Raw genomic sequence first — 24,975 nt, 5'->3', positions numbered from 1 at the left:
CTTGAAATAGCCGCAGTTTCCGGCCAATTTTGAGTCGTACGTTACCAGTTTTTAAGTTTTCGAGTTCCACCATGTTCCGGTTTGCACGGGCGCTTTCTGCCCGATTGACAGCTTCCAAACCCCAAACCGCGTCTGATTTCAGCGCAACGTCCGCCTTGGCCGCAGCCTTGCCCGAGCAGGGTCAGCTGAATATTCCCGTGGCCAAATTGGGCCCCGAGGACATGGTCGGGCGCGAAACGATTGAGCGTGGCCGCCATCTGGCGCGTCAGGATCGCTGGGCTGAACTGTCCAAGGAAATGCGTGCCGCTGACGACGCGTGCAAGGCGGCCCCGGACGGGATGCCAATCGCCGATCTTTTGGCCTTTGGCGCGCGTTCCGATGTGGTGCTGGCGGCAGAACATGCCCTGTCCGACGGCAAACCGATTTCGGATTACGACCTTCTGGGTGGCATTTCAGATCTGGAATCCGAATTGCGCGACAATCCCGACGACCCGATGATCGCTCTGGTCGTGGCGCTGGCCCATATCGACATCGCATGGGCGTGGCGCGGAAACGCGGCGGATGCGACCCTACCGCCGCTGCATCGATCGCGCTGTGCGGCGCATTTCGACCGGGCGGCGCAAATCTTGCCGGATTGCAAAGCCGCCGCCCCCAACAGCCCGCTGATCGCGGCTGCGGCATGTGCCTTGCTGGCCGGTCAACGCAAGGCGACGGCGCGGGTTGCAGATGAATATGAACGCCTGATCACCCTGGACCCGAACAACCAGCGCCACATGCGCGCGATGGGCAGTCACCTGCTGCCCCGTTGGTTCGGCAGCTATGAGGAGCTGGAAATTCAGGCCCTGCGCAACGCTGCCCGTACCCATAATACATGGGGCGCAGGTGGTTATACCTGGGTTCAGTTCGACGCCATCGCGCTGGACGAAGAGGCCTGCGCGCGGTTGGATGTCGAGTATTTCCTGGAAGGTCTGCGGGATATCCTGCAACGGCGACCCGATCAGCAGATGGTCAACATGCTGTCCGCCTATTGCGCGATCACGCTGCAAAACGGGCTGGGCCTGAACGAACAGGCCGATCTGGTGCGCAGCCAGATGCGCGAGGCTGCAAACTGGCTGATCCGCGATCACCTGACCGAGCTTCACCCGCTGATCTGGGCCCATGCGGCGGCCGGATTTAACAACTCGGTCCGCATCAACTCACCCGAGCGGTTCGCCGCGCGCGGACAGCGCGATGCTTTGCGAGCGATTGGCGATTTCTTCCGGGATGAGCTGGGCAGCGGCAAGGATGTGACCTTCACTCCGACCGGCCTGCGGTTTTCGCAGCACTGAATCGCGCCTTCCCCCTTGCCCCTAGCCCCTGCCGGGCCTAATACGCAGGCTTAGATTTCTGCGGATATGAGGCGCGCCATGCTCGACCTGACATACGATATGCCCAAAGTCAAAACCATTGCCGGGGCCAAGCACGATTGGGAACTGGTGATCGGGATGGAGGTGCACGCTCAGGTCTCGTCCAATGCCAAGCTGTTTTCCGGCGCATCGACCCAATTCGGGGCCGAGCCGAACGCAAACGTGGCCTTTGTGGACGCGGCGATGCCGGGGATGCTGCCGGTGATCAACGAGTTCTGTGTGGAACAGGCCGTGCGCACCGGGCTGGGCCTGAAGGCGGATATCAACCTGAAATCGGCCTTTGACCGCAAGAACTATTTCTACCCCGACCTGCCGCAGGGCTATCAGATTTCCCAGCTGTATCACCCTATTGTGGGCGAAGGCGAAGTGCTGGTTGAAATGGGCGACGGCACCGCACGCATGGTCCGCATCGAACGTATCCATATGGAGCAGGACGCGGGCAAATCGATCCACGACATGGACCCGCATATGTCCTTTGTGGACCTGAACCGCACCGGCGTTTGTCTGATGGAGATCGTGTCGCGCCCCGATATTCGTGGCCCTGAAGAGGCCGCCGCCTATATCGCCAAGCTGCGCCAGATCATGCGTTATCTGGGCACCTGCGACGGCAACATGCAGAACGGCAACCTGCGGGCGGACGTAAACGTCTCGATCTGTTTGCCGGGTGCGTATGAGAAGTATCAGGAAACGCAGGATTTCTCGCATCTGGGCACGCGCTGCGAGATCAAGAACATGAACTCGATGCGGTTCATTCAGCAGGCGATCGAGGTTGAGGCCCGCCGCCAGATCGCCATCGTCGAAGCGGGTGGCAAGGTCGATCAGGAAACCCGTCTGTATGACCCGGACAAGGGCGAGACACGCTCAATGCGGTCCAAGGAAGAGGCGCATGATTACCGCTATTTCCCCGACCCTGACCTGCTGCCTTTGGAAATCGAACAGGCGTGGGTGGACGACATCGCCGCCAAGCTGCCCGAACTGCCCGACGACAAAAAAGCGCGCTTCATCAGCGAGTTTGGCCTGACCGACTATGACGCCTCTGTCCTGACCGCCGAGGTCGAAAGCGCCGCCTATTTCGAAGAGGTCGCACAGGGCCGCAACGGCAAGCTGGCAGCGAACTGGGTCATCAACGAACTGTTCGGCCGGTTGAAGAAAGAAGATCACGAGATCACCGACTCGCCGGTTTCGCCTGCGCAGTTGGGCGGCATCATCGACCTGATCGCGTCAGACGCCATTTCCGGCAAGATCGCCAAGGATCTGTTCGAAATCGTCTATACCGAGGGCGGCGACCCGGCGCAGATCGTTGAAGAACGCGGCATGAAGCAGGTGACGGACACCGGCGCCATCGAGGCCGCCTTGGACGAGATCATCGCCGCCAACCCGGCGCAGGTCGAAAAGGCCAAGGTGAACCCGAAACTGGCGGGCTGGTTTGTCGGTCAGGTGATGAAAGCCACCGGCGGCAAGGCCAACCCCAAGGCTGTGAACGAACTGGTCAGCAAAAAGCTGGGATCGTAAGCCCCCGCTCACCCGGATTGAACGGAGTCAGGCCACCGGCTTGACTCCGTTTTCATTTGCGCCCTTTCTTCGGCAGAGATGACGGAGGGTGCCATGCAGAACAGATTTGATCAGGAACTCGAGGACCGTCTGGTCCGCTACGCGGCCATCGACAGCCAAAGCGATGAGACCTCGGCCACCACCCCCAGCACCGACATTCAGTTCGACATGCTGAACCTGCTGCGGGATGAGCTAACGGCAATCGGCGCGCAGGATGTGGAACTGACCGGCGACAGCGTCGTCGTGGCGACCATCCCCGGCACCGCGCCCGGCCCGACCATCGGCTTTCTGGCCCATGTGGACACCGCGCCCCAGTTCAACGCCACCGGAGTCAAACCGCGTGTGATCAAGGGGTACAACGGCGGCGATATCTCCTTTCCCGATGATCCCGATCTGGTGCTGTCACCTGCGGAACATCCTTATCTGGCGGAAAAGATCGGTCATGACCTGATCACCGCATCCGGCACCACCCTACTGGGCGGCGACGACAAGGCGGGCGTGTCCATCCTGATGACAATGGCGCGGCATCTGATCGAAAACCCTGACATCCCCCACGGCCCGATCCGCATCGCCTTCACCCCCGACGAGGAAATCGGCCGTGGTGTGACCCCGCAACTGCCCAAAGACCTGGGGGCCGATTTCGCCTATACGCTGGACGGTCAGGAAGTGGGCGAGATCGAATACGAAAGCTTTTCGGCCGACCGCGCGGTGATCAAAATTACCGGCGTCTCGATCCATCCCGGACTGGCGAAGGACAAGATGGTTAATGCCGCCCACCTCGCCGCCAAGATCGTGCAGACCTTGCCGCAGGCGACCATGACCCCGGAAACCACCGATGGACGTGATGGATTCATCCATGTCACCGATATGAATGGCGGCTCATCCGAGATGGAGATCAAGCTGATCCTGCGCGATTTCGAGATGGAGGGGCTTGAGGCGCAACGGCAGATCGTGCGTCAGGTCTGCGACGCCGTGCAGGCCACCGAACCGCGTGCGACCGTCACATGCGATATCAACCATCAATACCGCAACATGCGCTATTGGCTGGAAAAGGACATGACGCCGGTCGATCTGGCCCGCGAAGCCTGTCAGGAACTTGGCGTCGAACCGCTGTCCGTTCCCATCCGGGGCGGCACGGACGGATCCCGCCTGACCGAGTTCGGAACCCCCTGCCCCAACCTGTTCACCGGGATGCAGTGCATTCACGGGCCGCTGGAATGGATTTCGGTACAGGACATGGCACAGGCAACCGAACTGTGCCTGTCGGTTGTGGCCAAGGCGGCGCAGAAAACCGGCTGAATGACGCCATTTTCGCAACCTCCCTTTCGCCCATGGACTGGCGTGCTAAGTTGGCCGCAACAGGCATTAGGAAACAATTGATGCAGCGCTACGAATACAAGGTGATCCCCGCCCCGCAAAAAGGCACCAAGGCCAAGGGCGTCAAAACGGTCGAGGGGCGCTTTGCGGCCTCGGTTGAGCAGGTTTTGAACCAAATGGCGCAGGAGGGGTGGGAATACCAGCGGGCGGAACTGCTGCCTAGCGAGGAACGCTCGGGCCTGACCAAATCGACCACGAACTGGCGCAATGTTCTGGTGTTCCGGCGGATGATCGCGGCGGCCGTTGTGCCCACCCCGTCGCCGACCGAAACACCCGAAGGCGTGCCGCTTGCGCAACCTGTTCCGGGGCCGGAGGCCGTGCAAGCGCCCGAGCCCATCGCCGAAGAAGCAGACGAGCCGCCCCTGACGCTGAAACACAGCGATGATGCGGCAAAAGAGCCGGACAAAGCCTAAACCCTGCCGACTGTACCCGACCGCTAAGACGTGACTTCGGCGATCAGGTCATCCCAGACCGAAAACACAAGGTCCGGCGCCAGCCGGTGGCGTATGTCCGTGTGATTGGCCGCCATTTCCGTGCGCATGTGCGGGTCCTGTATCAGTTGCAAGGCAGACGCGGCCAGCGCATCGACATCTCCGGTCGGCACCAAAAAACCATTTCGACCGTGATCAATAAGATCGGATGGGCCATAGTCGCAATCAAAGGACACAATGGGGATACCACTGACCGCCGCCTCGGCGACAACATTGTGAAACCCTTCAAAGCGGGACGTCGCCAAAACGATCTCACTGTTTTTTGCCCAAAGACCGACCTCGGGCGTATTGCCCGGCAAATTCACAACGCCCTCAAGCCCCAGATCCCGACGCAGCGTTTCCAATGCGCCGCGTTCGGGCCCCTCTCCGTATATTGTCAGAGTCGTTTCGGGGCTGTGCGCGTGAATACGTTGCATGGCTTGCAAAAGCATATCGAAGCCCTTTTGGGGCACCAGCCGTCCGATCGAAACCAATTGACTCGCGGGTCCGGTCTTTGTCGGGGCAACGACATCAAAGGGCGTAATCGGGTTCGGAATAACAATGCCGCGCTTGCGCAGTGTCGGTGGCAAATCCGCCAGACCTTTCTGTGTCAAAGCGACCACTTTGGCAGCCCGCATCCCCAACACGGCCTTGAGCTTCAACCACAAGGGATGGGCATTTTGCCGTTTTGGGTTGTTGCGCTCGCAAATGATGACTGGAATGCGCTTGTCCAGCGTCGCCAGCAAGGTCAGCACGTTGACCTTGGTCAGAAATGAGATCACCAGATCTGGCTTGAATTGGCGCACTGTTTTTCGGATGTGCATCAAGCGCCTGAGCTGCCCCGACTTCCCGGTCAGCGCGCTGATTTCAACATCGGGGTGATTTTCGAAGTACGGCCCCTGCTCGGGCATGCTGAAGGCCGTCACATGCACCTTCAGCCCACGCCGGGCGAAATGCCCCGACAACATTGAGATGACTTTTTCCGCCCCACCCGGCCCAAATCCGGCCTGTACAAATAGTACTCGCACCAAAACACCCTAAAACAAATCAGCAGGCTTCGTGACGCTAAACCACGCCAGATGTTCATACAACAAATCGTTTGTTAAATTAAAATTAAGACGAAAAACGGCGCTCTAATTGGTCCCTGGCCTGTTTCTATAACTCTCGCCAAAGTCATAGCCTGAACAATCGCTCTGCAAGTCCGGAATCCCATGCGAATTAGAAACGCAATTTTGACGGCGACCGCTGGAAAACGGCCCAAGCGATTCTGTGATTTGCTTGGAACAGGGTCAGACGTCGATATCCAGCGCCAAAGCATGGATCCGGGGCACAATATCCCCCAACGCCTTGTGCACCGCGCGATGGCGGGCGACGCGGGACTGCCCCTCGAATGCAGAGGCTCGGATGCGGACGTTGAAATGGCTCTCGCCTCCGTCCTGATACCCCGCATGCCCACGATGGCTTTCGCTGTCATCGACAACCTCAAGCTCGCGCGGATCGAATGCGGCTTGCAGGCGGGTTCGGATTTCGTCGGTCACGCTCATTTTTATGCTCAGCGGCAAAAATTTTGCCGCGCCCCTCTTCTACTTTCGGCTGCTTAGACTAAACTGCTGCCTCCGAGTCGAAAAGATGCGTTCGTGAGGATCACAGCATGGCGAAGTCAGACCCCTTCGGATTTGATATGTCCGTTTCCAGCGCCAAGAAAAAGAACCCGCGCGGGCGTCGGGGTATGTCGGGCGCGTCTGAGACCTCGGTGCGGATCTGCGACCACCCGGGATGTGAAGAACCCGGCAAGTACCGCGCGCCCAAAGCACCGGATGTATTGGATGATTTCTACTGGTTCTGCCAGCAGCATGTGCGCGAATATAACCAGAAATGGAACTTCTTCGACGGCACGACCGAGGCCGAGCTGAACGCGCAGCGTTCGAAAGACAAGGTTTGGGAACGTGAAACCAAACCCATGGGCGATCCCGAAGCCCGTGCCTGGGCCCGCCTGGGCATCGAAGACCCGCATCAGGTGTTGGGTTCGAACAGCACCCAGAACAAGGGCCGCACCTCAGGCGGAGGAGGCCGTCGCCTGCCGCCCACCGAGCGTCGTGCAATCGAGATTCTGGAAGCCAATGACAGCTGGTCCAAAGCCGAGGTCCGCAAGGCCTACAAGAAGCTGATCAAGGTACTGCACCCGGACATGAACGGCGGCGACCGCTCGCAAGAGGAACAGCTGCAAGAGGTCGTCTGGGCCTGGGATCAGATCAAGGATAGCCGGAACTTCAAGTGACGTCTGGCCCAAGCCTCGCTTGTTAACAGGGTTGTGGGATCATCAGATACGCCTGATTTGAAGATCGAATTGCACGGGCTGGAATCCCCCACCCCATGCAATAGGTCTTGCCAAGCACAATCAGAATTTACCGTTGTCGTGGGCCATTTCGTTTGGGATGGGCGAAACGACGTCCCAGTGTTCGACGATTTTGCCATTCTCGACGTGCCAAAGATCAAAAAACGCCCACGGCTCGCCACCCATGACGGCATCCGACGCCACGAAGACAAAGTTCCCCTCGGCAACAACAATCTGCGGTTCGAACTTGGTGATGACCATCCCTTGCGCCGCAAATGCCTCGACCGCTGCCATTAGGCCATCCAAGCCATCCGCGATGTTCGGATTGTGCTGACGATAAACGGCAGGGTCCATGTAATCGGTGACTTTCTCGGGGGCATTTCCGGCAAGGACATCCCGCACGAAGCCGACGACAAGCTGTTTGTTTTCAGCCGTTTTCCCATGATCGGCCAACTCGACCGGCCCATCTGTCATTGAGCGTCCCGACGCCGAGGTCTCAGGCGGGGCTTGCAAGTTGTCCCAGTGTTCAGCAACCAGCCCGTCTTCGACCCTGAACACATCGAAGGCAACAAGGGTCGGGGCGCCAAAAGCATCGGCGTTTTCAAAAGTGTTGTGCAAGACGACATAATCCCCCTCGGCAATGACGCGGTGGGTTGTGACGGTCATGCCTGAGGCTTCGATTGCCGGAATAACGCTCAGCAATGCGTCGGCCCCGGTTGGAATTGAGGGATTGTGTTGAATGTAATCCGGGGCCAGCAGATCTTTGGCCGCTTGCGGGTCATGTTCGACAAAGGCTGCTGTAAACAGAGCCATAACCAGTTCCTTAGGTGTCATCGTGCGTCCTTTTGATTCGCGTTACGGCAATAGTTGGTATCAAAATCGCACTACGTTTCAATTACGCACTAAAATGAAACAAGGTATGTTTTAGGATACCTGATCTGGTCCAAGGGCGCTTGAAGCGCCGAACGTCGGTATGGTAATCGACGCTGGTATACAATTTGCACCGAGGCAAAAATGCTACCCATAGGCGTTGAAAGCAAAGCCGAAGCATCGAACTGCCCCATTCGCTCCGTTCTGTCGAATGTTACGGGCAAGTGGCGCATGATCATCATCCTGTCGCTTGAGGATGAACCGAAAAGGTTTGGAGAGATCAAGCGCTGCATCGGCGATGTGACACAGCGGGTTCTCACCGAAAACCTGCGGGGGCTTCAGCGCGATGGGTATCTGACACGGACCGTTGATCCTGGTCCTCCCGTCGCTGTGTCTTACGAACTGACCCCGTTGGGTCGTAGCCTTCTGGAGCATCTGAAACCGTTGGTCTTCTGGTCCAGCACGCGACAGGAGCAGGTCAAGGCTGCGCGGCTGGAATATGAAAAAGCGCATCAGGACTGAGCGGTTCTGGCCGATCACCGGCGCTGGAAAATTGCAACTCTGACGCCTGCATGCGGTGGCCCCACAGCCCTCAAACGTGACGTCCAATACGAACCTGATCGTTCAGAGCATCTCGTCGTCCTCAACCTGTTACAAACCCTTGTTACGGCCTATCCCGTGGGCCGTGTACTCTGCCCATATCCGATTTGGCGCGAACAGCGAGTTTGGACTGCGATATGGACAACCTGATCTACACCGTACAAGAGGTCTCATTGGTGCTGGCCCTTGGTTCGGCCCTGATGCTGAGCCTGTATCTTGCCCTGAACCTGCGCTTGCCGCGTTTGGGATTGTGGCCCAGCGCCAGTGGGTGGCGGCATCACGCGGCGTTCGGGCTGTTTCGGCTGTTTTGCGGCGCCACCGTCGTGTTCGCCTTGTCCGAGGTTTGGGTGAACGGCTGGGGCCATTGGGTGCGCTACGCCATCGGCGTGCCGATCATGGTGCTTTCCTTCGGCATCACGCTGCGCGGGTACCGCTTTCTGGGGCTCGACAATACCTACTGCGAAAGCGACGGGTTGGTGACAAGCGGCATGTATGCCTATTCGCGCAACCCGCAATATGTTACCTCGGTGCTGGCAACGGTGGGTCTGGGGATCTCCAGCGGATCGTGGCTGACCCTGGCCTTGGCCGCCATTCTGTTCCTGATCTACTTTCTGTTCGTTCTGAACGAAGAAAGATGGCTGCTTCAGGGCTATGGCCGCTCCTTTCAGGACTACATGCGCCAAACGCCACGATTTGTTGATGAGCGCAGCCTGATCAGATTGCGTAAGGAGATCCTGCAGTAATCGTTTCAGACCAACCGATAAGGCCAGTTGAAAAGAAACATCCGGTCAGCTTCTTCAAGTGGCGGCTTTCCCTTGCCCTTGCCTGCAATATGTTGCACCACACACGGGTTCAAACCCGGCAATACGGGTCAAAGGATAAGGACAAGGCGCATGGCTGACGGATCGATCGACATCAACGCAAAACCAACCGAAGAGATCTCGGTCCGTGAAGTGTTTGGCATTGACAGCGACATGGCGGTCAAGGGCTTCGCCGAGGCCAGCGACCGTGTGCCTGCCATTGATCACACCTACAAGTTCGACCCGGAGACGACGCTGGCGATTCTGGCAGGCTTTGCCCATAACCGCCGGGTGATGATCCAGGGCTATCACGGCACCGGGAAATCGACCCATATCGAACAGGTCGCCGCCCGCCTGAATTGGCCCGCCGTACGTGTGAACCTGGACAGCCACATCAGCCGGATCGACCTGATCGGGAAAGACGCGATCAAGCTGCGCGACGGCAAGCAGGTGACTGAATTTCACGAAGGCATCCTGCCCTGGGCGCTGCGCAACCCCGTTGCCATCGTTTTCGACGAATACGACGCAGGCCGCGCCGACGTGATGTTCGTGATCCAGCGTGTTCTGGAGCATGACGGCAAGCTGACCCTGCTGGACCAGAACGAGATCATTACGCCGAACCCGAACTTCCGCCTGTTCGCCACCGCCAACACTGTTGGTCTTGGCGACACCACGGGCCTTTATCACGGCACGCAGCAGATCAACCAAGCGCAGATGGACCGCTGGTCACTGGTCTCGACCCTGAACTACCTGAGCCACGACGCCGAAACGATGATCGTTCTGTCGAAGGCCCCGCATTACAACACCGAGAAGGGCCGCAAGACCGTCAGCCAGATGGTCACAGTCGCCGACCTGACCCGGACCGCGTTCATGAATGGCGATCTGTCCACCGTCATGAGCCCACGGACCGTGATCAACTGGGCCCAGAACGCCGAGATTTTCCGTAATGTCGGCTATGCCTTCCGTCTGTCTTTCCTGAACAAATGCGACGAGTTGGAGCGTCAGACCGTGGCCGAGTTCTATCAGCGTTGCTTTGATGAGGAACTGCCGGAAAGCGCGGCGAGCGCGAGCTTGGGGTAAGCACCCGAATTGCGCCCGTTTCGGGCGCAATGCCTCCGGCGGGGATATTTTTGGCCAGATGAAGGCGGATCCGTTAGTCTTCTCCGCGTTTGGCAGGTCACTTTGATGAGGGCTTAGGACATGGCACAGAAGAACGACAACCCTGCTGATCCGTTCAAGAAGGCCCTGGCCGAGGCCACCAAGGTCATGGCCGATGATCCCGAACTGTCGGTGACCTATACAGTCGATCCCTCGGGCATGTCGGGTGAGTCGATGCGGCTGCCTCAGGTGTCGCGCCGGATGACTCGAGAAGAGGTGTTGCTGGCGCGCGGCACGGCGGATGCCTTGGCGTTGCAACGCAAATACCATGATGACGCGACCCATGCGCGCTATGCGCCTCCGGGCGACATGGCGCGGGATCTTTATGAAGCGATGGAGGTCGCGCGGTGCGAGGCGATGGGTGCGCGGGATATGCCCGGCACGGCGTCGAACATCGACGTAAAGATTGGCCACGAAGCGCTGCGGCGCGGGTATGATCAATGCAAGCAACCGGCCGAAGCGCCCCTGTCGGTGGCGGCAGGCTATCTGATCCGGCATCTGGCCACCGGGCGCGATCTGCCGCCTGCAGCGGAAAACGTCATGAACCTGTGGCGCGGGTTTATCGAGGAACAGGCGGGCGGCACGCTGGAAAACCTCGACGATATTCTCTCGGATCAGGCCGAGTTTGCCAAATTCACCCGTCAGGTGATCAAGGATCTGGGCTATGGCGACCAGCTGGGCGATGACCCGGATGAGCTGGATGACGAGCAGGAAGATCAGGCCGAGGACGACGCGGACGAACAGCCCGATCCCGACAGCACCGGGCAGGATGATCAGGACGAGCAAGACGCCGACGCCACGCCCGAGCAAACGCAGGAAGAACAGCAAGATCAGTCTCAGGCACAGGTCTCGATGGATGAGATGGCCGAAGATGAGATGGGCGATGAGGCCGAGATGCCGGACGGCGAGGCCCCGCTGGAACCGCCTGCCCCGCCCCCCGCGTCCGAGGCTGACCCGGACTACAAGGTCTACCTGAACACGCATGACGAAGAGATCGCCGCCGAGGATCTGGCCGAACCGGCCGAGTTGGAACGCCTGCGCGCCTATCTCGATCAGCAGCTGGACCAGTTGAAAGGGGCTGTCAGCCGTCTGGCCAACAAGCTGCAACGCCGTTTGCAGGCGCAACAGAACCGGTCGTGGGAGTTTGACCGCGAGGAAGGCATTCTGGATGCCGGGCGTCTGGCGCGTGTCGTGGCAAACCCGACCACACCGCTGAGCTTCAAGGTCGAGAAAGACACCGAGTTCCGCGATACCGTGGTGACCCTGCTGCTGGATAATTCAGGCTCGATGCGCGGGCGTCCGATCTCGATCGCCGCCGTCTGTGCTGATGTTCTGGCAAGGACGCTGGAGCGCTGCAATGTGAAGGTCGAGATTCTGGGCTTTACCACGCGCGCGTGGAAAGGCGGTCAGGCGCGCGAGGCATGGCTGAACGATGGCCGTCCGCAGCAACCCGGGCGCCTGAATGACCTACGCCATATCATCTACAAAGGGGCCGATGCGCCCTGGCGGCGCGCGCGGGCCAACCTGGGTCTGATGATGAAAGAGGGTTTGCTGAAGGAAAATATCGACGGTGAGGCGCTGGAATGGGCCCATCGCCGGATGCTGGCGCGGCGCGAGCAGCGCAAGATCCTGATGGTGATCTCGGATGGCGCTCCGGTCGATGATTCGACACTCAGCGTGAACCCGGCGAATTATCTGGAAAAACACCTGCGCGATGTGATCGCCATGGTCGAAAAACGCAAGATGGTCGAATTGCTGGCTATCGGGATCGGCCACGACGTGACCCGGTATTATGATCGGGCCGTCACGATCACGGATGTCGAGCAGTTGGCCGGTGCGATGACCGAACAACTGGCGGCGCTGTTCGACAGCGATCCACGCGCCCGCGCCCGTGTGATGGGAATGAAAAAGGCCAGCTAAGGCTGGCCTTGCCTCCGGCGGCCGTATTTTAGACAAGAAGAAGAGGCGGCGTTTCAAGCCGTCCTTCGGTTTGAGGGAGGGAACGATGTTTCAGTCTTTTGAAGTTACGGCGCGTCCGGAACAGGGGCCGCCGCGCTTGGCTGCATTGCGGGCCGAAATGGAGCAAGAGGGGCTGGACGGGTTTCTGATCCCGCGCGCGGATGCGCATCAGGGGGAATATGTGGCCCCGCGGGATGAGCGGCTGGGCTGGTTGACCGGGTTTACCGGCTCGGCCGGGTTCTGCGCTGCGCTGCGCGATGTGGCCGGTGTGTTTGTCGATGGGCGGTATCGGACGCAAGTCAAGGCGCAGGTTGCCGAGGTCTACACTCCGGTCCCATGGCCGGATGTCAGCCTGAGCACCTGGTTGAAAGAGCAGTTGCCGCAGGGCGGCAAGGTCGGGTTTGACCCCTGGTTGCACGCGGCCGGTCAGGTCTCGGCCGTGGCGAAAGAGCTTGCGGGCAGCGGTATTGAACTGGTGCGCAGTGACAATCTGGTAGACCGGATCTGGGCGGATCAGCCTGCCCCGCCAATGAACCCTGTGGCAGCCCATCCGATTGAATTTGCCGGGGAAACCGCCGAAAGCAAGATCGCGCGACTGGCGGAGGGTTTGAATACGTCCGGGCGCGCGGCGGCGCTGATCACCTTGCCGGATTCGATCATGTGGCTGCTGAATATTCGCGGCTCGGACATCGCCTATAACCCTGTGGCGCACGGGTTCGCGATTTTGCACGCCGCTGGGCAGGTTGATCTGTTCATGGCCGCCGGAAAGCTGGACGGTGTACGCGAGCATTTGGGGGATCAGGTCTCGGTCCGGGACCCTGCGGAGTTTCTGGATGCTGTCGGTCGGTTGGAGGGGCGCGTTCAGGTTGATCCGAACACGGTACCTCAGATCGTTGCAGACGCTTTGGGGGACAAGATGGTTGATGGCGGCGATCCCTGCGCCGTGCCGAAAGCCTGTAAAAACCCGGCTGAAATCGCAGGCAGCGCCGAGGCGCATTTGCGTGATGCGGTTGCGGTGATCGAAACCTTATGCTGGTTGGATGGACAAGGCCCCGGTACCGTCTCTGAAACCCAGGTCGTGACACGGCTGGAAGAGAACCGGCGCAAAGACAATGCGTTGCAGGACATTTCGTTCGACACAATCGCGGGAACCGGCCCCCATGGTGCGATCATGCACTACCGGGTGACCGAGGCGACCGATAGCAGGTTGGAAAACGGCCATCTGCTGGTGCTGGACAGTGGCGGGCAATATCTGGACGGGACCACCGATATTACTCGAACCATTGGAATCGGCGAGGTCGGAGAGGTCGAAAAAGCCTGCTTCACCCGCGTTCTGAAGGGCATGATCAATCTGTCGATGCTGCGCTGGCCGGTCGGGCTGGCCGGGCGCGACATTGAATGCATCGCCCGGGTGCCGCTGTGGCAGGCGGGACAGGATTTCAATCACGGGGTCGGTCACGGTGTCGGCGCTTACCTAAGCGTGCACGAAGGCCCGCAGCGCCTGTCGCGGATCAGCCACGTGCCGTTGGAGCCCGGCATGATCCTGTCGAACGAGCCCGGATATTACCGCGAAGGCGCGTTTGGTATTCGCATCGAAAACCTTGTCGTGGTCGAAGAAGCCCCCAACCTGCCTGACGGCGATGATGAACGCGCCATGCTGCAATGGCGTACGCTGACTTACGTGCCGATTGACCGGCGCCTGATCTTGGTAGATATGCTTACCTCCACCGAACGCGCCTGGCTGAACAGCTATCATCAGGCCGTTGCAGAAAAGATCCGGCCAAGGCTGGGCCCTGAGGCTCAACTGTGGTTGGATGCCGCAACAGCGCCGATTTGACATCGGACTGTTACATGGAACGGGCAGAGGAGAGGCCCGAAAAAGGCGAGGAAAAGACGAAATATGACTGAGATCACAATCGAGAAGGCGGACGGAAAGTGGAGCGTTCGCTCGGGCGGTGCGGTTCTGGGCGAAAGCAGCAATGCTCTGGTACTGCTGGAAGGCGATCTGGATCCAGTGGTCTATTTTCCTCGCGCGGATATCGCGATGGCGTTTCTGGATCAGACGGACAAGGTTACGCATTGCCCGCATAAGGGCGACGCGACGCATTATTCGATCGTGAACAAGTCATCGGTGACAGAAAACGCCGCCTGGAGCTATGAAAACCCGATCCCTGCCATGGCCGAGATCAAGGGTTATCTGGCGTTTTATCCGGCGGAGTCAGTGAAGGTTGAACAGATTTAAACCTGTTTGGCTCACCTGTATTTGCCCTGGGCTGCGGCGCGGATCAGACATAGCCCTTGCGCACCAGCGTGCGGTAGCTTGATCGCATCTCGCCCCGGTCGATGTAACATCCCCGCAGATAGCGTTCTCCGCTTGTGGCAGAATACGCCTCGCGGCCATGAACGATCCGGTGGTTGTCGAAGACAAAGCACTCTCCGGCCTGCATGCGAAAGCGGTTGAGGTATTTGGGGCTGTTGATTGCCCGCAGGAACTTGCTGAAAGCCGGGTAATAGGCATCCAGAACGTCCTGGGGCAAATCAAACACATCCGCCATATGCTGCGAGATGGTCACGCCTGACACGGTGCCATTGGTATCCAGTTCGATCACGTGCTGATGCGCGCGCCAGTCGAAATCTTCGTGGTCATAGAAAAACGGCACTTGATGCTGGACCAGTAGATCAAAGTCTTCGGGATGTTCGGCGCGGAAGTCTTCGGCCACGGCGGCCCCGTCGACAAACAGGCTGTAGCCCCCATCCACGCTGTTTCTGCGGCAATGCAGAAACTGAACACCGGGCGCCATTTCTTCTGACGGTGTGTCGGTATGCATCTCCAGCGCATTGGCCGTGAACGCAAGATTGACGGGGTCTATGTGGACCTTCACATCAAAATACTCACCAGCGACCGAGGGCCGGACCAGCCCGAGGCAATTGGCGAGCTTGGTCAAGGACTCGTCGCTGTCCTCCATATCCGTGATGACGGCGACGCCTTCTTCAAGCAAGGCACGGGCCCAGGCCGCGCGGGTTGGCATGTCGTGGATCACGTCATGTTGGCTGAACCGTGGAAAGCTGTCGCTGTGCCCGGACCGCCAGAGCTTTCTGGGAAGCACCGCCGGATCATCCCGCCCGCCGCGTGTCTGAAAACCCATCAGCCAGTCGATTGAATATCGACTTTGGTGGTCTTCACCCAGCCAATCGATGATCAGATCATTGCCCTCAACCTCGGCCGATCTGGCCTGCGGGGCTTGAGTCAGCGAAGTAATGTCAAACGTGCGCTCACGCAGTTCGGGATCAAAAGACGAGGTGCAATTGTCCCGCAGCCAGTAATAGTTGAAATAGACGTCCTGCCCACCGGTGTGGAGAACAAGCCCCTGATCTTTCAGAGCAACCGCGCCATTTGTGTTCGACATCGCTGGCTCCTGGCAGATGAAACAACCGCATGTGTTGGTCCCGTTTCCGGGATTCTGACGCGACCATGACGAGATTCGAATTTCGACGCAAAGCCAATTTCAAATTCGCGTATCCTGCTCACGCGACTGTGGTGTGCATGTGAAGCGTGTGGCGTGCACACTGAATGTGGATGCGAACAGGAGGGTGCCATGTCTGTTTCACGTCGCAGATTTGCCGGGTTGATCGGGGTCGGAGCGTTAGTGCCGGGGTCGGTATGGGCGCAAAGCGATCCGGTGCTGGAGGCCATACGCAGCACGCTGTATTCCGGTCGTACCGATTTTGAAGCACAGATGGCTTACCTGATACGGCGAGGAAACCCGGATGTGGTTCCGGCCCTGATCACCGCGATGCGGTTTTCTGACCGGCGGCGGGACGAGATTTCCGAAGTGATTGAAACCCTCTCGGGCCAGAAATACGGCACTGACTGGTTTGACTGGATGCTCTGGCAGGAACGGAACCCGCAACTGGTCCCCCATCCGTCGCTCATCCCGTTCAAACGCGAAGTTCTGTTGGGGATCGATCAGAATTTCGATCTGTTCCTGCGGCCCGAATACCTGACGCGCGACAGGATGAAAATCCGGCTGGAAGAGATCGCATGGGGCGGCGTTTACAAGGATGGCATTCCCTCATTGGACAATCCGACGCTGATCTCGGCCTCGGATGCCAGTTACCTCAGGGACGATGATCTGGTCTTTGGCGTCTCGATCAACGGCGACACGCGCGCCTATCCGCTGCGGATCATGGGCTGGCACGAGATGTTTAACGAGGTGATCGGCGGGGTCCCTGTCGCCCTGGCCTATTGCACCCTATGCGGGTCCGGTATTTTGTTCGAAACGCAGGTCGCGGGTCGGCGCAAGCCCTTTGTGTTTGGCTCGTCAGGGTTCCTTTACCGTTCGAACAAGCTGATGTTTGACCGCGAGACACATTCGCTGTGGAACCAATATACCGGCAAGCCCGTCGTCGGCCCACTGGTTGACAGCGGGATAGAACTGAAACAGCGGCCGGTTGTCATCACCACCTGGGATAGCTGGAAAACCTCGCACCCTGACACGCGGGCCTTGTCGTTGAACACCGGGCATCGACGGAACTATGGCTCGGGCGTGGTGTATCGCGAGTATTTTGCCTCACCCGAACTGATGTTCCCGGCGCAGGTGGATCAGTCACAGCACCGGCAAAAGGACTATGTGTTTGCGATCCGTCAGTTTGGCGCGGCACGGGCCTGGCCATTGGATGCGTTCAGCCGAACCCGCGTGATCAACGATGCGATTGCGAACCGGCCTTTGGTCCTGATCGGCAACCCGGATCGGCGCACCGTACGCGCCTATGAACGTGCCGGGCACAGGTTCAAGGCTGCGGATGGCGGTCTGGTGGATGAAGCAGGCCGAAAGTGGACCTTGACCGAAGAAATGCTGGTCGGCCCGGATGGCACACAATTGCCACGGGTGGCCGGGCATATCTCGTACTGGTTCGCGTGGGACAACTATCTGGGCGATGCGGCGAGCGTGTATCGCGGCTAGGAATGCTCTTCGGCCGCTGTGGCGGCCAAGGCGCGGTTATACGCCTTCAGCGCATCTACATGATACAAGGCACCAACCGGAGTTTCGGTCCCGTCGTCTTCCAGGATGATCACCGGGATGCATGGAATGTCGTCCCGGTCGAAATAGGGCATCGCAGCCTCCAGCGTGGCGCTGGCCTTGACACACAGGCCCTGCTCGATCAGCGCGCGCGCCTCGTCAGCGGTGATCGAGCGCGCGTCGCCAATGGGTCGCATCACCGCCCCGGCTCGCAGCATGGCCAGCAGATAGGCCTGCGGCCCGGCGGCCAGATGCACATTGCGACGTTCAAGCTGGGTCAGGAAGAACGACCGATCCACAAGGCGCGAGGCCAGCGCTGTGGACATCGACACCGACACCATCACGGCCAGACCGATCTGCCAGTCTCCGGTCAATTCAAACACGATCAGTGTGGTCGAGATCGGCGCACCAAGAACAGCCGCCGCAACCGCCCCCATTCCGGCAAAGGCATAGAGCGTGTGGGTTCCCGACACGTCGGGCAACAAACCGGTGGCAATCAGACCAAAGGCCAGCCCCGTCAGCGCGCCGATCATCAACGCGGGTGAGAATACCCCGCCCCCCATGCGCCCGCCCATGGTGATGGCAACCGCAACGGTCTTGACCACGGCAAACAGGATGGCCGTCGTCAACACAAGATCGCCGGTCAGGGCGCGGGTCGTCGTTTCATACCCCACACCGATGATATGCGGGAACCAGATCGCCAGCAGGCCCAGCATCGCACCGGACACAGCCGGACGCAGCCAACCGGGCAGAGACAGGCGGTTCTGGATGTGGTTGCCAATATCCTCGGCAAAGAAGATCGAGCGCATCAGCAGCAAGGCCACAAACCCGCAGATCAGCCCGAGGATCAGAAAGGCGGGCAGTTCCACGTAGAATTGCAGCGATCCGGGTGTATCCAGCGTGAATTCAGTGACATCGCCATATTCCAGCCGGTTGATCACAGTCCCTGCGACCGAGGCGATGACAATGGGCGCAAAGGCGTGCACGGCGAAGTGGCGCAACACAACCTCAAGCGCGAACAGCGCCCCGGCGATGGGCGCGTTGAAGCTGGCTGAAACGGCGGCGGCGACCGCGCACCCCAGCAGATCCCGCCCGGTGATCCCGTCGGCGTGGATGCGGTTGCTGACCCAGGTCGAGATGACACCGGCCATATGCACCACCGGTCCCTCCCGACCGGTTGAGCCGCCGGAACTCAGCGTGATCAGCGAGGCGAAGAACGAGGCGATACCAGCCTTGGTTTCTACCCGGCCATCGCTGACGGCGGCCCCTTCGATCACGTCCGCGACAGACCGCACGCGGCCATCATCGGTAAACTTGTTCAGGATGATACCAACGATCAGACCGCCAATGATGGGGATGATCAACACCATGAACCACGGCAGCATCTCTGCATGGCTGTGCAACAGCAGAATATCCTCGGTGTCGTAGAGATACGCCTGCAGCGCGCGGATCGCCTTGCGGAACCCCAGCGCCATGAACCCGGCGGCGATTCCGATGGCCAGCGCGATGAACCAGAACTGAATCTGGCTGGGCCCACGACGCCGCATCACCCGCCACGCATCCTTGATCGCGGCCATGGCCTGATTGAGCTGGTTGCGCAGAACGGTGCGGGTTGACTGGGTCATTGGCCCTCGGGGATCAATACATACCCCTTAGTAAGCCACGGGGCGGCCATATAAAAGTGCGATAGCGACGGTGGGGGCACCAGGAAACGCCACAAACGGCGTCAGGCGTCCAGCAAGGCGCGGGCGGCAGCGCGCGCTTCGTCGGTGATCGTGTCGCCCGACACCATTCGGGCGATCTCATCCACGCGATCACCTTCGGCCAAGGGCACAACGGTCGAAAGGGTCTGACCCGCGCTTACTTGCTTCTGCACCCGCCAGTGATGCGCAGCCCGCGCGGCCACTTGGGGTGAGTGTGTGACGACCAGCACCTGCCCGCCTTGCGCAAGGGCTGCCAGTCGGCGCCCAACCGCATCGGCAGTGGCACCGCCGACGCCCCGGTCAATCTCGTCAAAGATCATCGTTCGGGCACTGTCATCACCGGACAGGCAAACCTTGAGCGCCAGCAGAAACCGGCTGAGCTCACCACCCGAGGCGATCTTGTTCAGCGGCCCCGACGGTGCGCCGGGGTTGGTGGCAACCGTGAAGGCCACCGCATCAGTGCCTTCGGGGCCGGGATCGGCTGGCGATATTTCTGTCTGAAACACCGCCCGTTCCATTTTCAGCGGCGCAAGCTCGGCCATGACCGCCGCATCCAACTGCCCGGCGGCCTTTTGGCGGGTCGCGCTGAGCCTGGCCGCAGCCGTATCATATGTGGCCTGCGCAGCCTCGACGGCGGCCCGACACTCGGCCAGATCGGCGTCACCGGCGTCCAACTGCCCCAAACGATCCCGCAGAGTATCTGCAAACGGGCCCAGATCATCCGGTGCCACGTTATGCTTGCGGGCCAGCGCGCGGATCGCGAACAGGCGTTCTTCGGCGGCTTCCAGTTCCGCCGGATTGAAGTCCAGCGCCTGAAGGCAGGCGTTCACACCGTCCTGCGCCTCACCCAATTCGATCAGGGCACGCCCCAGCGCAGCGATGGGGTCTTCCAACTGCCCGCCTGCATTGTCGGACACACCTTCGAGCCAGCGCATTGCGTCCGACATCGCGCCTTCGGCCCCCTCACCGCCCAACAGGTCAAATGCCCGGGCGACATCATCGCGGATCCGCTCGGCCCCCTGCATCATGCGGCGGCGCGCATCCAGATCGGCATCCTCACCCGGTTGCGGGTCCAGCTTGTCCAACTCGGCCACGGAATGACGCAGGAATTCCTCTTCGGCGCGCATCGCGGCCAGCGCGGCCTCGGTCTCGGCCAATGCCTTGCGGCTGCGCGACATCTCGGACCACGCGCGGCGGACCGATGCCAACTGACCCGAGACCTGAGCGTAGTCATCCAGCAAAACCCGGTGGCCGCGCGGGTTCAGCAATCCACGATCATCATGCTGGCCGTGCAATTCGATCAGCGTTTCGGACAGCGCCCGCAACACCTCGCCCGAGCAACGACGGTCATTGACCCAGGCGGTCTTGCGGCCCTCGGCGGTGTTGACGCGGCGCAGGATCAATTCCTCTCCGCCCGGCAATCCAGCCTCTGCCAGAACCGCATGGGCCGGATGGCCGTCGGGCAGCTCAAACTCGGCTACAACTTCACCCTGCGCTGCACCCTGCCGGACCAGTTCGGCCCGACCGCGCCAACCCAGAACGAACCCCAGCGAATCCAAAAGGATCGACTTACCCGCCCCGGTCTCACCCGTCAGCGCGTTCAGACCCGGCTGGAACGTCAGTTCCAACCGGTCGATGATCAGCATGTCACGGATATCTAAGGCGCGCAGCATCGGGTGTTAGCATCCCCAGACCGTCACCAGCTTACAACCACTGACCCTTGATCGTCTGGCGATAGATCTGGCTGAGCCAGTTGTTGCCACGGCTCTTCAGATCCAGCCCGCGCGAAGTCAACAGCTTGTAGGCATCGTCATACCATTCCGAGGACTGGTAGTTGTACCCAAGGATCGCGCCTGCGGTCTGCGCCTCATCAAACAGACCCAAGGACAGATAGGCCTCGACCAAACGATACAGCGCTTCGGCTGTGTGCGACGTGGTCTGGAAATCCTCGACCACGACACGGAAGCGGTTGATGGCCGCGATATAGTGATCCTGACGCAGGTAATAGCGCCCGATCTCCATTTCCTTGCCCGCCAGATGGTCAAAGGCCAGATCGAACTTCAACACTGCCGAGGTGGCATACTCGCTGTCGGGGTAAACCTCGATCACCGTGCGCAGCGCTTGCAGGGCCTGAAAGGTCAGGCCCTGGTCGCGGCCAACTTCGTCGATCTGGTCATAATAGCTGAGCGCCAGCAGATACTGCGCATAGGCCGCATCTTCGTCGGTGGGGTAAAAGTCGATATAGCGCTGCGCGGCGGCGCGGCTTTCTTCGTAATTCTTGTCGGCATGGAATGAAAACGCCTGCATGATCAGCGCGCGTTTGGCCCAATCCGAATAGGGGTACAGCCGTTCGACTTCCGAGAAATACCAAGCCGCGTCGTCCGAGCGATTCTGCGACAGCTCATATTCGCCACGCGTATAAATCTGCTCGGGCGTGAAGCCTTCAAGGTTCTGTTCGCGGTCAGCGCCCCTGTTACCACATGCTGTCAAAACTGCTGCCAGAAGAATCGCGCCCGCGAACCTGACTGCCGCTTTGCTGCCAACCATACCGCCCATCCTTGTCATCATACTCAACGAGGTTTGCCCCGAATTGAGCCATGGTCTAGCATAGATATTTCCGGTGCAAAACGCCTTATGCGCGCTCTGTCGCAAATGTCGTCAGAGTTGATTGAATCAGGCGACCGCCGGAATTTCATTCAGAACAAGGCCCTGACCCGGCAAGCGGGCTGCCTGTTCAGGTGTGCACAGGATCGGACGCACGGCGCCGGGTGTCTCGAACAGCTTGCGCAGCAGGGTGTTGGTCATCGAATGGCCGGACTTGTCACCGGTGAAATGACCCAGGATCGGACCACCCGCCAGATAAAGATCGCCCAACGCATCCAGCATCTTGTGGCGAACGGCTTCGTCCGCATAGCGCAGGCCACCCGGGGTCAGAACCTCGTCACCCTGCACCACAACAGCGTTTTCCAGCGTGCCGCCCAGTGCCAGACCGTTTTCGCGCATGGCTTCCACGTCGATGCGACGGCAGAAGGTACGGCAATCGCTTAGCTCGCGCACGAAGGATCCGTTGCGCATATCCAGCGTTTTGGTCTGATTGCCGATAGCGGCATCTTCAAAGTCGATATGGAAATCGATGATCAGCCCATCCGCCGGAGCGATAGATGCGCTGGCCCCCTCGCGCGAGGCGGTGACGGGTTTCAGCACTTCATAGGCCAAAACCGGGCTGGCCTGACGGCGCACGCCCTTGGCCATGATGCCCCGGACAAAGTCGATGGACGACCCGTCCATGATCGGCACTTCAGGCCCGTCAATCTCGATCAGCGCGTTGTGCACGCCGCAACCCGCCAGCGCCGCCATGATATGTTCGACGGTCGACACCGACACGCCTGCATCATTGATCAGCCGGGTGCACAGCGGCGTACGTTCGACAATGTCATAGATGGCAGGGATCAAAGCGTTGCCCAGCTCGATATCCGTCCGTTTGAACCAGATGCCATGACCCGCTGCTGCCGGTTTCAGAACCATGACAACAGGCTGACCGCCGTGCAGTCCGACGCCTTTGAACGTGACCGGAGATTTGAGCGTATGTTGCAAAATGGGCCTCAGCGAGTGGTGTCCAGCCTCGGACGGCTGTGTTGGACACCCAGTTAAGGAAGCGGGCGGTCAGGCTCAACTCACTCTTTGTAACTGAATGAAACATCAATGTAACAGATCGGCAAAACCCTGCTTATCTGCTCATAAATCCTTAACAAATATAGAAAAAGGGCCGCTTGATGGCGACCCCTGATGCTCATTTTGTTACCGCGATCAGTTGGCTTGACGGCGCAGGAAAGCCGGAATTTCGATCCGCTCCTGGTCGGGATCCGCTTCTTCATGCGCTGGTGCCGTGGCGTCAGCCTGCCGCATCGCGGGCTGCTGACGGACCGGCTGCGTGGGGGTATCCGCGGCGTGACCGGTCATGCGGTCGATCAGACGGTTAAAGCCAAAGCGGGGGCGTTCTTCGGCTTCAGCTTGCGGCTGCGGCGCGGGTTCCGGCGACCGTGTTGCGGTCAGACGCTGTGCTGCCGAGGGGACATTCTGCACCGCCGCCTGCAAGCGCTGCAGCGCTTCGGGCGAAGGCGTTCCCGCCGCATGCGGTTGCGCGGCGTAGGCGTCCGGCGCCTGCTCAACAGGTTCCGGCTGCGGTTCGAACTCAGCGACACGCGGTTGGTAGGCGGGCGGCGGAAGGCCATCATCGTCCTGTTCGTCACGCGGCTGGAATTGCGCGGGCTCTTCGGTTGCCTCGAACAGCGAGGGTTCGCGATTTTCCGGCATCTGAGGCGCGGCCTCTGCCACTTCTGCCGCGGCAGGTGCTTCTTCACGCACAGGTTCTTCGGCCGATACGGTGCGGGTCAGCGGCTCGGACATCGAACGGCGCGCAACCGGCACATCGCTGGTTTTTTCCGTGGCATCGATCCCGGTCGCCACGACCGAAACACGCATTCCGCCTTCCATCGCGGTGTCGAGGGTCGAACCGACGATGATATTGGCCTCGGGGTCCACTTCCTCGCGAATGCGGTTGGCGGCCTCGTCCAGTTCGAACAGTGTCAGGTCGTGCGAGCCTGTGATGTTGATCAACACGCCTTTCGCGCCTTTGAGGCTGATTTCGTCCAGCAGCGGGTTGGCGATGGCCTTTTCGGCGGCCTGAATGGCGCGATCTTCGCCGGTCGCCTCGCCCGTGCCCATCATCGCCTTGCCCATCTCGTCCATCACGGCGCGCACGTCCGCGAAGTCGAGGTTGATCAGACCCGGACGCACCATCAGATCAGTCACGCCCTTGACGCCCTGATACAGAACGTCATCGGCCATCGAGAACGCCTCGGTGAACGTGGTCTTTTCATTGGCCAGACGGAACAGGTTCTGGTTCGGGATGATGATCAGCGTGTCAACGACCTGTTGCAGCGCTTCAACGCCGTCTTCGGCCTGACGCATGCGCTTGGCACCTTCGAACTGGAAGGGTTTGGTGACAACGCCAACGGTCAGCACACCCAGTTCCCGCGCGGCCTGCGCGATGATCGGCGCGGCCCCGGTACCGGTACCCCCGCCCATACCGGCGGTGATGAAACACATATGCGCACCTGCCAGATGATCGACGATCTGTTCGATGCTTTCTTCGGCGGCGGCGGCCCCAACCGTCGGACGGGCCCCTGCCCCCAGACCTTCGGTGACCTTCACACCCAGTTGCACCCGCGCCGAAGACTGGCTTTGCTGCAACGCCTGCGCGTCGGTGTTGGCGACGACAAAATCGACGCCGTCCAACTGTTTTTCAATCATGTTGTTGACCGCGTTGCCGCCTGCGCCGCCAACGCCAAATACTGTAATCCGAGGCTTCAGTTCGTCGTGCCCGGGCATCGAAAGATTCAATGTCATGCTCTGTCCGCCTGTATTTTTGTTCCGCCAAAGCGGTGTTTTTCTTACCTATCCTTGTTCGATTCTATCCTTGTGATGCGCAAAGGTCACGTCAAAAATCGCGCAAATCCACAAAATATGGAGGAAATAAGGCATCAAACGGCGGTATTTCGCACCAGCCGCCAAATCTTGCGGAGTGGCCTAAAGATGCCACAAGACAGCCGAAAACCGCGCCGTGGCGATTGATTTGCACACGGACGGAAATCCCGGTTTTGGTAGGGCGGAAAACTGCTCAATGTCCTGCCGCCGGGCCTCTGACGGGCCTTGTGGATATCTT

At 59.9% G+C, this 24,975-nt stretch carries 21 protein-coding genes; 12 read left to right on the top strand and 9 right to left on the bottom strand.

What is annotated here, in order from left to right; genetic code table 11:
• Positions 1 to 104 precede the first annotated feature (104 nt).
• The 4 genes from ACR0KX_RS02685 (at position 105) to ACR0KX_RS02670 (ending at position 4,747) form a co-directional block, all read left to right on the top strand.
• On the top strand, positions 105 to 1,328 hold the full coding sequence (locus ACR0KX_RS02685; RefSeq protein ID WP_480707809.1) for a hypothetical protein: 1,224 nt from the start codon (positions 105 to 107) through the stop codon (positions 1,326 to 1,328).
• A gap of 78 nt (positions 1,329 to 1,406) precedes the next feature.
• Complete coding sequence (gene gatB, locus ACR0KX_RS02680) at positions 1,407 to 2,918, top strand: Asp-tRNA(Asn)/Glu-tRNA(Gln) amidotransferase subunit GatB (RefSeq protein ID WP_170622379.1); 1,512 nt, start codon at positions 1,407 to 1,409, stop codon at positions 2,916 to 2,918.
• Between the two features lie 93 nt (positions 2,919 to 3,011).
• Positions 3,012 to 4,256: a peptidase T gene (pepT, locus tag ACR0KX_RS02675; protein WP_170523434.1), complete on the top strand. Its 1,245-nt coding sequence runs from the start codon at positions 3,012 to 3,014 to the stop codon at positions 4,254 to 4,256.
• Between the two features lie 80 nt (positions 4,257 to 4,336).
• Positions 4,337 to 4,747 (top strand): MSCRAMM family adhesin, encoded by a 411-nt coding sequence (locus tag ACR0KX_RS02670; protein WP_170523431.1) that lies wholly within the window; start codon positions 4,337 to 4,339, stop codon positions 4,745 to 4,747.
• Positions 4,748 to 4,770: 23 nt separating this feature from the next.
• Here ACR0KX_RS02670 and ACR0KX_RS02665 read toward each other — a convergent pair whose 3' ends face one another.
• Both ACR0KX_RS02665 and ACR0KX_RS02660 read right to left on the bottom strand, forming a co-directional pair.
• The gene (locus tag ACR0KX_RS02665; RefSeq protein WP_170452045.1) at positions 4,771 to 5,832 is read right to left on the bottom strand and encodes a glycosyltransferase family 4 protein; all 1,062 of its coding nucleotides are present in this window, start codon (positions 5,830 to 5,832) and stop codon (positions 4,771 to 4,773) included.
• Positions 5,833 to 6,093: 261 nt separating this feature from the next.
• Positions 6,094 to 6,348 carry a BolA family protein gene (locus ACR0KX_RS02660; protein ID WP_170452047.1) on the bottom strand — a complete coding sequence of 85 codons (255 nt, stop codon included), beginning with the start codon at positions 6,346 to 6,348 and terminating at the stop codon, positions 6,094 to 6,096.
• 107 nt (positions 6,349 to 6,455) lie between these two features.
• Here ACR0KX_RS02660 and ACR0KX_RS02655 point away from each other — a divergent pair, with 107 nt between their 5' ends.
• Complete coding sequence (locus ACR0KX_RS02655; RefSeq protein ID WP_170452049.1) at positions 6,456 to 7,082, top strand: J domain-containing protein; 627 nt, start codon at positions 6,456 to 6,458, stop codon at positions 7,080 to 7,082.
• Positions 7,083 to 7,202: 120 nt separating this feature from the next.
• Here the strand turns inward: ACR0KX_RS02655 and ACR0KX_RS02650 are convergent, their stop codons facing one another.
• Positions 7,203 to 7,952, bottom strand: coding sequence for a nuclear transport factor 2 family protein (locus ACR0KX_RS02650; protein WP_480707808.1), 750 nt, complete (start codon positions 7,950 to 7,952; stop codon positions 7,203 to 7,205).
• 201 nt (positions 7,953 to 8,153) lie between these two features.
• Here ACR0KX_RS02650 and ACR0KX_RS02645 point away from each other — a divergent pair, with 201 nt between their 5' ends.
• From ACR0KX_RS02645 to ACR0KX_RS02620, 6 genes are all read left to right on the top strand, one after another.
• Positions 8,154 to 8,531 (top strand): winged helix-turn-helix transcriptional regulator, encoded by a 378-nt coding sequence (locus ACR0KX_RS02645; RefSeq protein ID WP_170452054.1) that lies wholly within the window; start codon positions 8,154 to 8,156, stop codon positions 8,529 to 8,531.
• A gap of 215 nt (positions 8,532 to 8,746) precedes the next feature.
• Complete coding sequence (locus ACR0KX_RS02640) at positions 8,747 to 9,352, top strand: PEMT/PEM2 family methyltransferase (protein ID WP_170622375.1); 606 nt, start codon at positions 8,747 to 8,749, stop codon at positions 9,350 to 9,352.
• 150 nt (positions 9,353 to 9,502) lie between these two features.
• On the top strand, positions 9,503 to 10,489 hold the full coding sequence (cobS, locus tag ACR0KX_RS02635) for a cobaltochelatase subunit CobS (protein ID WP_170452058.1): 987 nt from the start codon (positions 9,503 to 9,505) through the stop codon (positions 10,487 to 10,489).
• A 120-nt stretch (positions 10,490 to 10,609) separates the two neighbouring features.
• Positions 10,610 to 12,487 (top strand): cobaltochelatase subunit CobT, encoded by a 1,878-nt coding sequence (gene cobT, locus ACR0KX_RS02630; protein WP_170452060.1) that lies wholly within the window; start codon positions 10,610 to 10,612, stop codon positions 12,485 to 12,487.
• 85 nt (positions 12,488 to 12,572) lie between these two features.
• Positions 12,573 to 14,363, top strand: coding sequence for an aminopeptidase P family protein (locus ACR0KX_RS02625; RefSeq protein WP_170622374.1), 1,791 nt, complete (start codon positions 12,573 to 12,575; stop codon positions 14,361 to 14,363).
• A 63-nt stretch (positions 14,364 to 14,426) separates the two neighbouring features.
• Positions 14,427 to 14,768, top strand: a complete 342-nt coding sequence (locus ACR0KX_RS02620) for a DUF427 domain-containing protein (RefSeq protein WP_170452064.1) — start codon at positions 14,427 to 14,429, stop codon at positions 14,766 to 14,768.
• A 43-nt stretch (positions 14,769 to 14,811) separates the two neighbouring features.
• Here the strand turns inward: ACR0KX_RS02620 and ACR0KX_RS02615 are convergent, their stop codons facing one another.
• The gene (locus ACR0KX_RS02615) at positions 14,812 to 15,933 is read right to left on the bottom strand and encodes a TauD/TfdA family dioxygenase (RefSeq protein ID WP_170622373.1); all 1,122 of its coding nucleotides are present in this window, start codon (positions 15,931 to 15,933) and stop codon (positions 14,812 to 14,814) included.
• A gap of 189 nt (positions 15,934 to 16,122) precedes the next feature.
• Here ACR0KX_RS02615 and ACR0KX_RS02610 point away from each other — a divergent pair, with 189 nt between their 5' ends.
• Entirely contained in the window at positions 16,123 to 17,490 is a 1,368-nt protein-coding gene (locus tag ACR0KX_RS02610) for a DUF3179 domain-containing protein (RefSeq protein WP_170622372.1), read from the top strand.
• Here ACR0KX_RS02610 and ACR0KX_RS02605 read toward each other — a convergent pair.
• The 5 genes from ACR0KX_RS02605 to ftsZ form a co-directional block, all read right to left on the bottom strand.
• Positions 17,487 to 19,172, bottom strand: coding sequence for a chloride channel protein (locus ACR0KX_RS02605; protein WP_170452070.1), 1,686 nt, complete (start codon positions 19,170 to 19,172; stop codon positions 17,487 to 17,489). The two genes, ACR0KX_RS02610 and ACR0KX_RS02605, sit on opposite strands and share 4 nt — an antisense overlap.
• A gap of 101 nt (positions 19,173 to 19,273) precedes the next feature.
• Positions 19,274 to 20,923 (bottom strand): DNA repair protein RecN, encoded by a 1,650-nt coding sequence (gene recN / locus ACR0KX_RS02600; RefSeq protein WP_170622371.1) that lies wholly within the window; start codon positions 20,921 to 20,923, stop codon positions 19,274 to 19,276.
• A gap of 31 nt (positions 20,924 to 20,954) precedes the next feature.
• Positions 20,955 to 21,797 carry an outer membrane protein assembly factor BamD gene (locus tag ACR0KX_RS02595; RefSeq protein ID WP_170452073.1) on the bottom strand — a complete coding sequence of 281 codons (843 nt, stop codon included), beginning with the start codon at positions 21,795 to 21,797 and terminating at the stop codon, positions 20,955 to 20,957.
• Positions 21,798 to 21,923: 126 nt separating this feature from the next.
• Complete coding sequence (lpxC, locus tag ACR0KX_RS02590) at positions 21,924 to 22,844, bottom strand: UDP-3-O-acyl-N-acetylglucosamine deacetylase (protein WP_170622370.1); 921 nt, start codon at positions 22,842 to 22,844, stop codon at positions 21,924 to 21,926.
• A 213-nt stretch (positions 22,845 to 23,057) separates the two neighbouring features.
• Positions 23,058 to 24,659: a cell division protein FtsZ gene (gene ftsZ, locus ACR0KX_RS02585; protein ID WP_170622369.1), complete on the bottom strand. Its 1,602-nt coding sequence runs from the start codon at positions 24,657 to 24,659 to the stop codon at positions 23,058 to 23,060.
• Positions 24,660 to 24,975 lie beyond the last annotated feature (316 nt).

Source organism: Ruegeria sp. BG5 (assembly GCF_056538425.1).
This window is presented reverse-complemented; position numbering and strand designations above follow the sequence as displayed.

Bases quoted from the DNA above. Each gene is read 5' to 3' on its own strand.
- ACR0KX_RS02650 (WP_480707808.1), bottom strand. From the start codon at position 7,952: ATGGCTCTGTTTACAGCAGCCTTTGTCGAACATGACCCGCAAGCGGCC.
- ACR0KX_RS02640 (WP_170622375.1), top strand. From the start codon at position 8,747: ATGGACAACCTGATCTACACCGTACAAGAGGTCTCATTGGTGCTGGCC.
- ACR0KX_RS02610 (WP_170622372.1), top strand. From the start codon at position 16,123: ATGTCTGTTTCACGTCGCAGATTTGCCGGGTTGATCGGGGTCGGAGCG.
- ACR0KX_RS02615 (WP_170622373.1), bottom strand. From the start codon at position 15,933: ATGTCGAACACAAATGGCGCGGTTGCTCTGAAAGATCAGGGGCTTGTT.
- ACR0KX_RS02625 (WP_170622374.1), top strand. From the start codon at position 12,573: ATGTTTCAGTCTTTTGAAGTTACGGCGCGTCCGGAACAGGGGCCGCCG.
- ACR0KX_RS02595 (WP_170452073.1), bottom strand. From the start codon at position 21,797: ATGGTTGGCAGCAAAGCGGCAGTCAGGTTCGCGGGCGCGATTCTTCTG.
- pepT (WP_170523434.1), top strand. From the start codon at position 3,012: ATGCAGAACAGATTTGATCAGGAACTCGAGGACCGTCTGGTCCGCTAC.
- ACR0KX_RS02670 (WP_170523431.1), top strand. From the start codon at position 4,337: ATGCAGCGCTACGAATACAAGGTGATCCCCGCCCCGCAAAAAGGCACC.
- cobS (WP_170452058.1), top strand. From the start codon at position 9,503: ATGGCTGACGGATCGATCGACATCAACGCAAAACCAACCGAAGAGATC.
- ACR0KX_RS02620 (WP_170452064.1), top strand. From the start codon at position 14,427: ATGACTGAGATCACAATCGAGAAGGCGGACGGAAAGTGGAGCGTTCGC.
- cobT (WP_170452060.1), top strand. From the start codon at position 10,610: ATGGCACAGAAGAACGACAACCCTGCTGATCCGTTCAAGAAGGCCCTG.
- gatB (WP_170622379.1), top strand. From the start codon at position 1,407: ATGCTCGACCTGACATACGATATGCCCAAAGTCAAAACCATTGCCGGG.
- recN (WP_170622371.1), bottom strand. From the start codon at position 20,923: ATGCTGCGCGCCTTAGATATCCGTGACATGCTGATCATCGACCGGTTG.
- ACR0KX_RS02645 (WP_170452054.1), top strand. From the start codon at position 8,154: ATGCTACCCATAGGCGTTGAAAGCAAAGCCGAAGCATCGAACTGCCCC.
- ACR0KX_RS02605 (WP_170452070.1), bottom strand. From the start codon at position 19,172: ATGACCCAGTCAACCCGCACCGTTCTGCGCAACCAGCTCAATCAGGCC.
- ftsZ (WP_170622369.1), bottom strand. From the start codon at position 24,659: ATGACATTGAATCTTTCGATGCCCGGGCACGACGAACTGAAGCCTCGG.
- ACR0KX_RS02660 (WP_170452047.1), bottom strand. From the start codon at position 6,348: ATGAGCGTGACCGACGAAATCCGAACCCGCCTGCAAGCCGCATTCGAT.
- ACR0KX_RS02655 (WP_170452049.1), top strand. From the start codon at position 6,456: ATGGCGAAGTCAGACCCCTTCGGATTTGATATGTCCGTTTCCAGCGCC.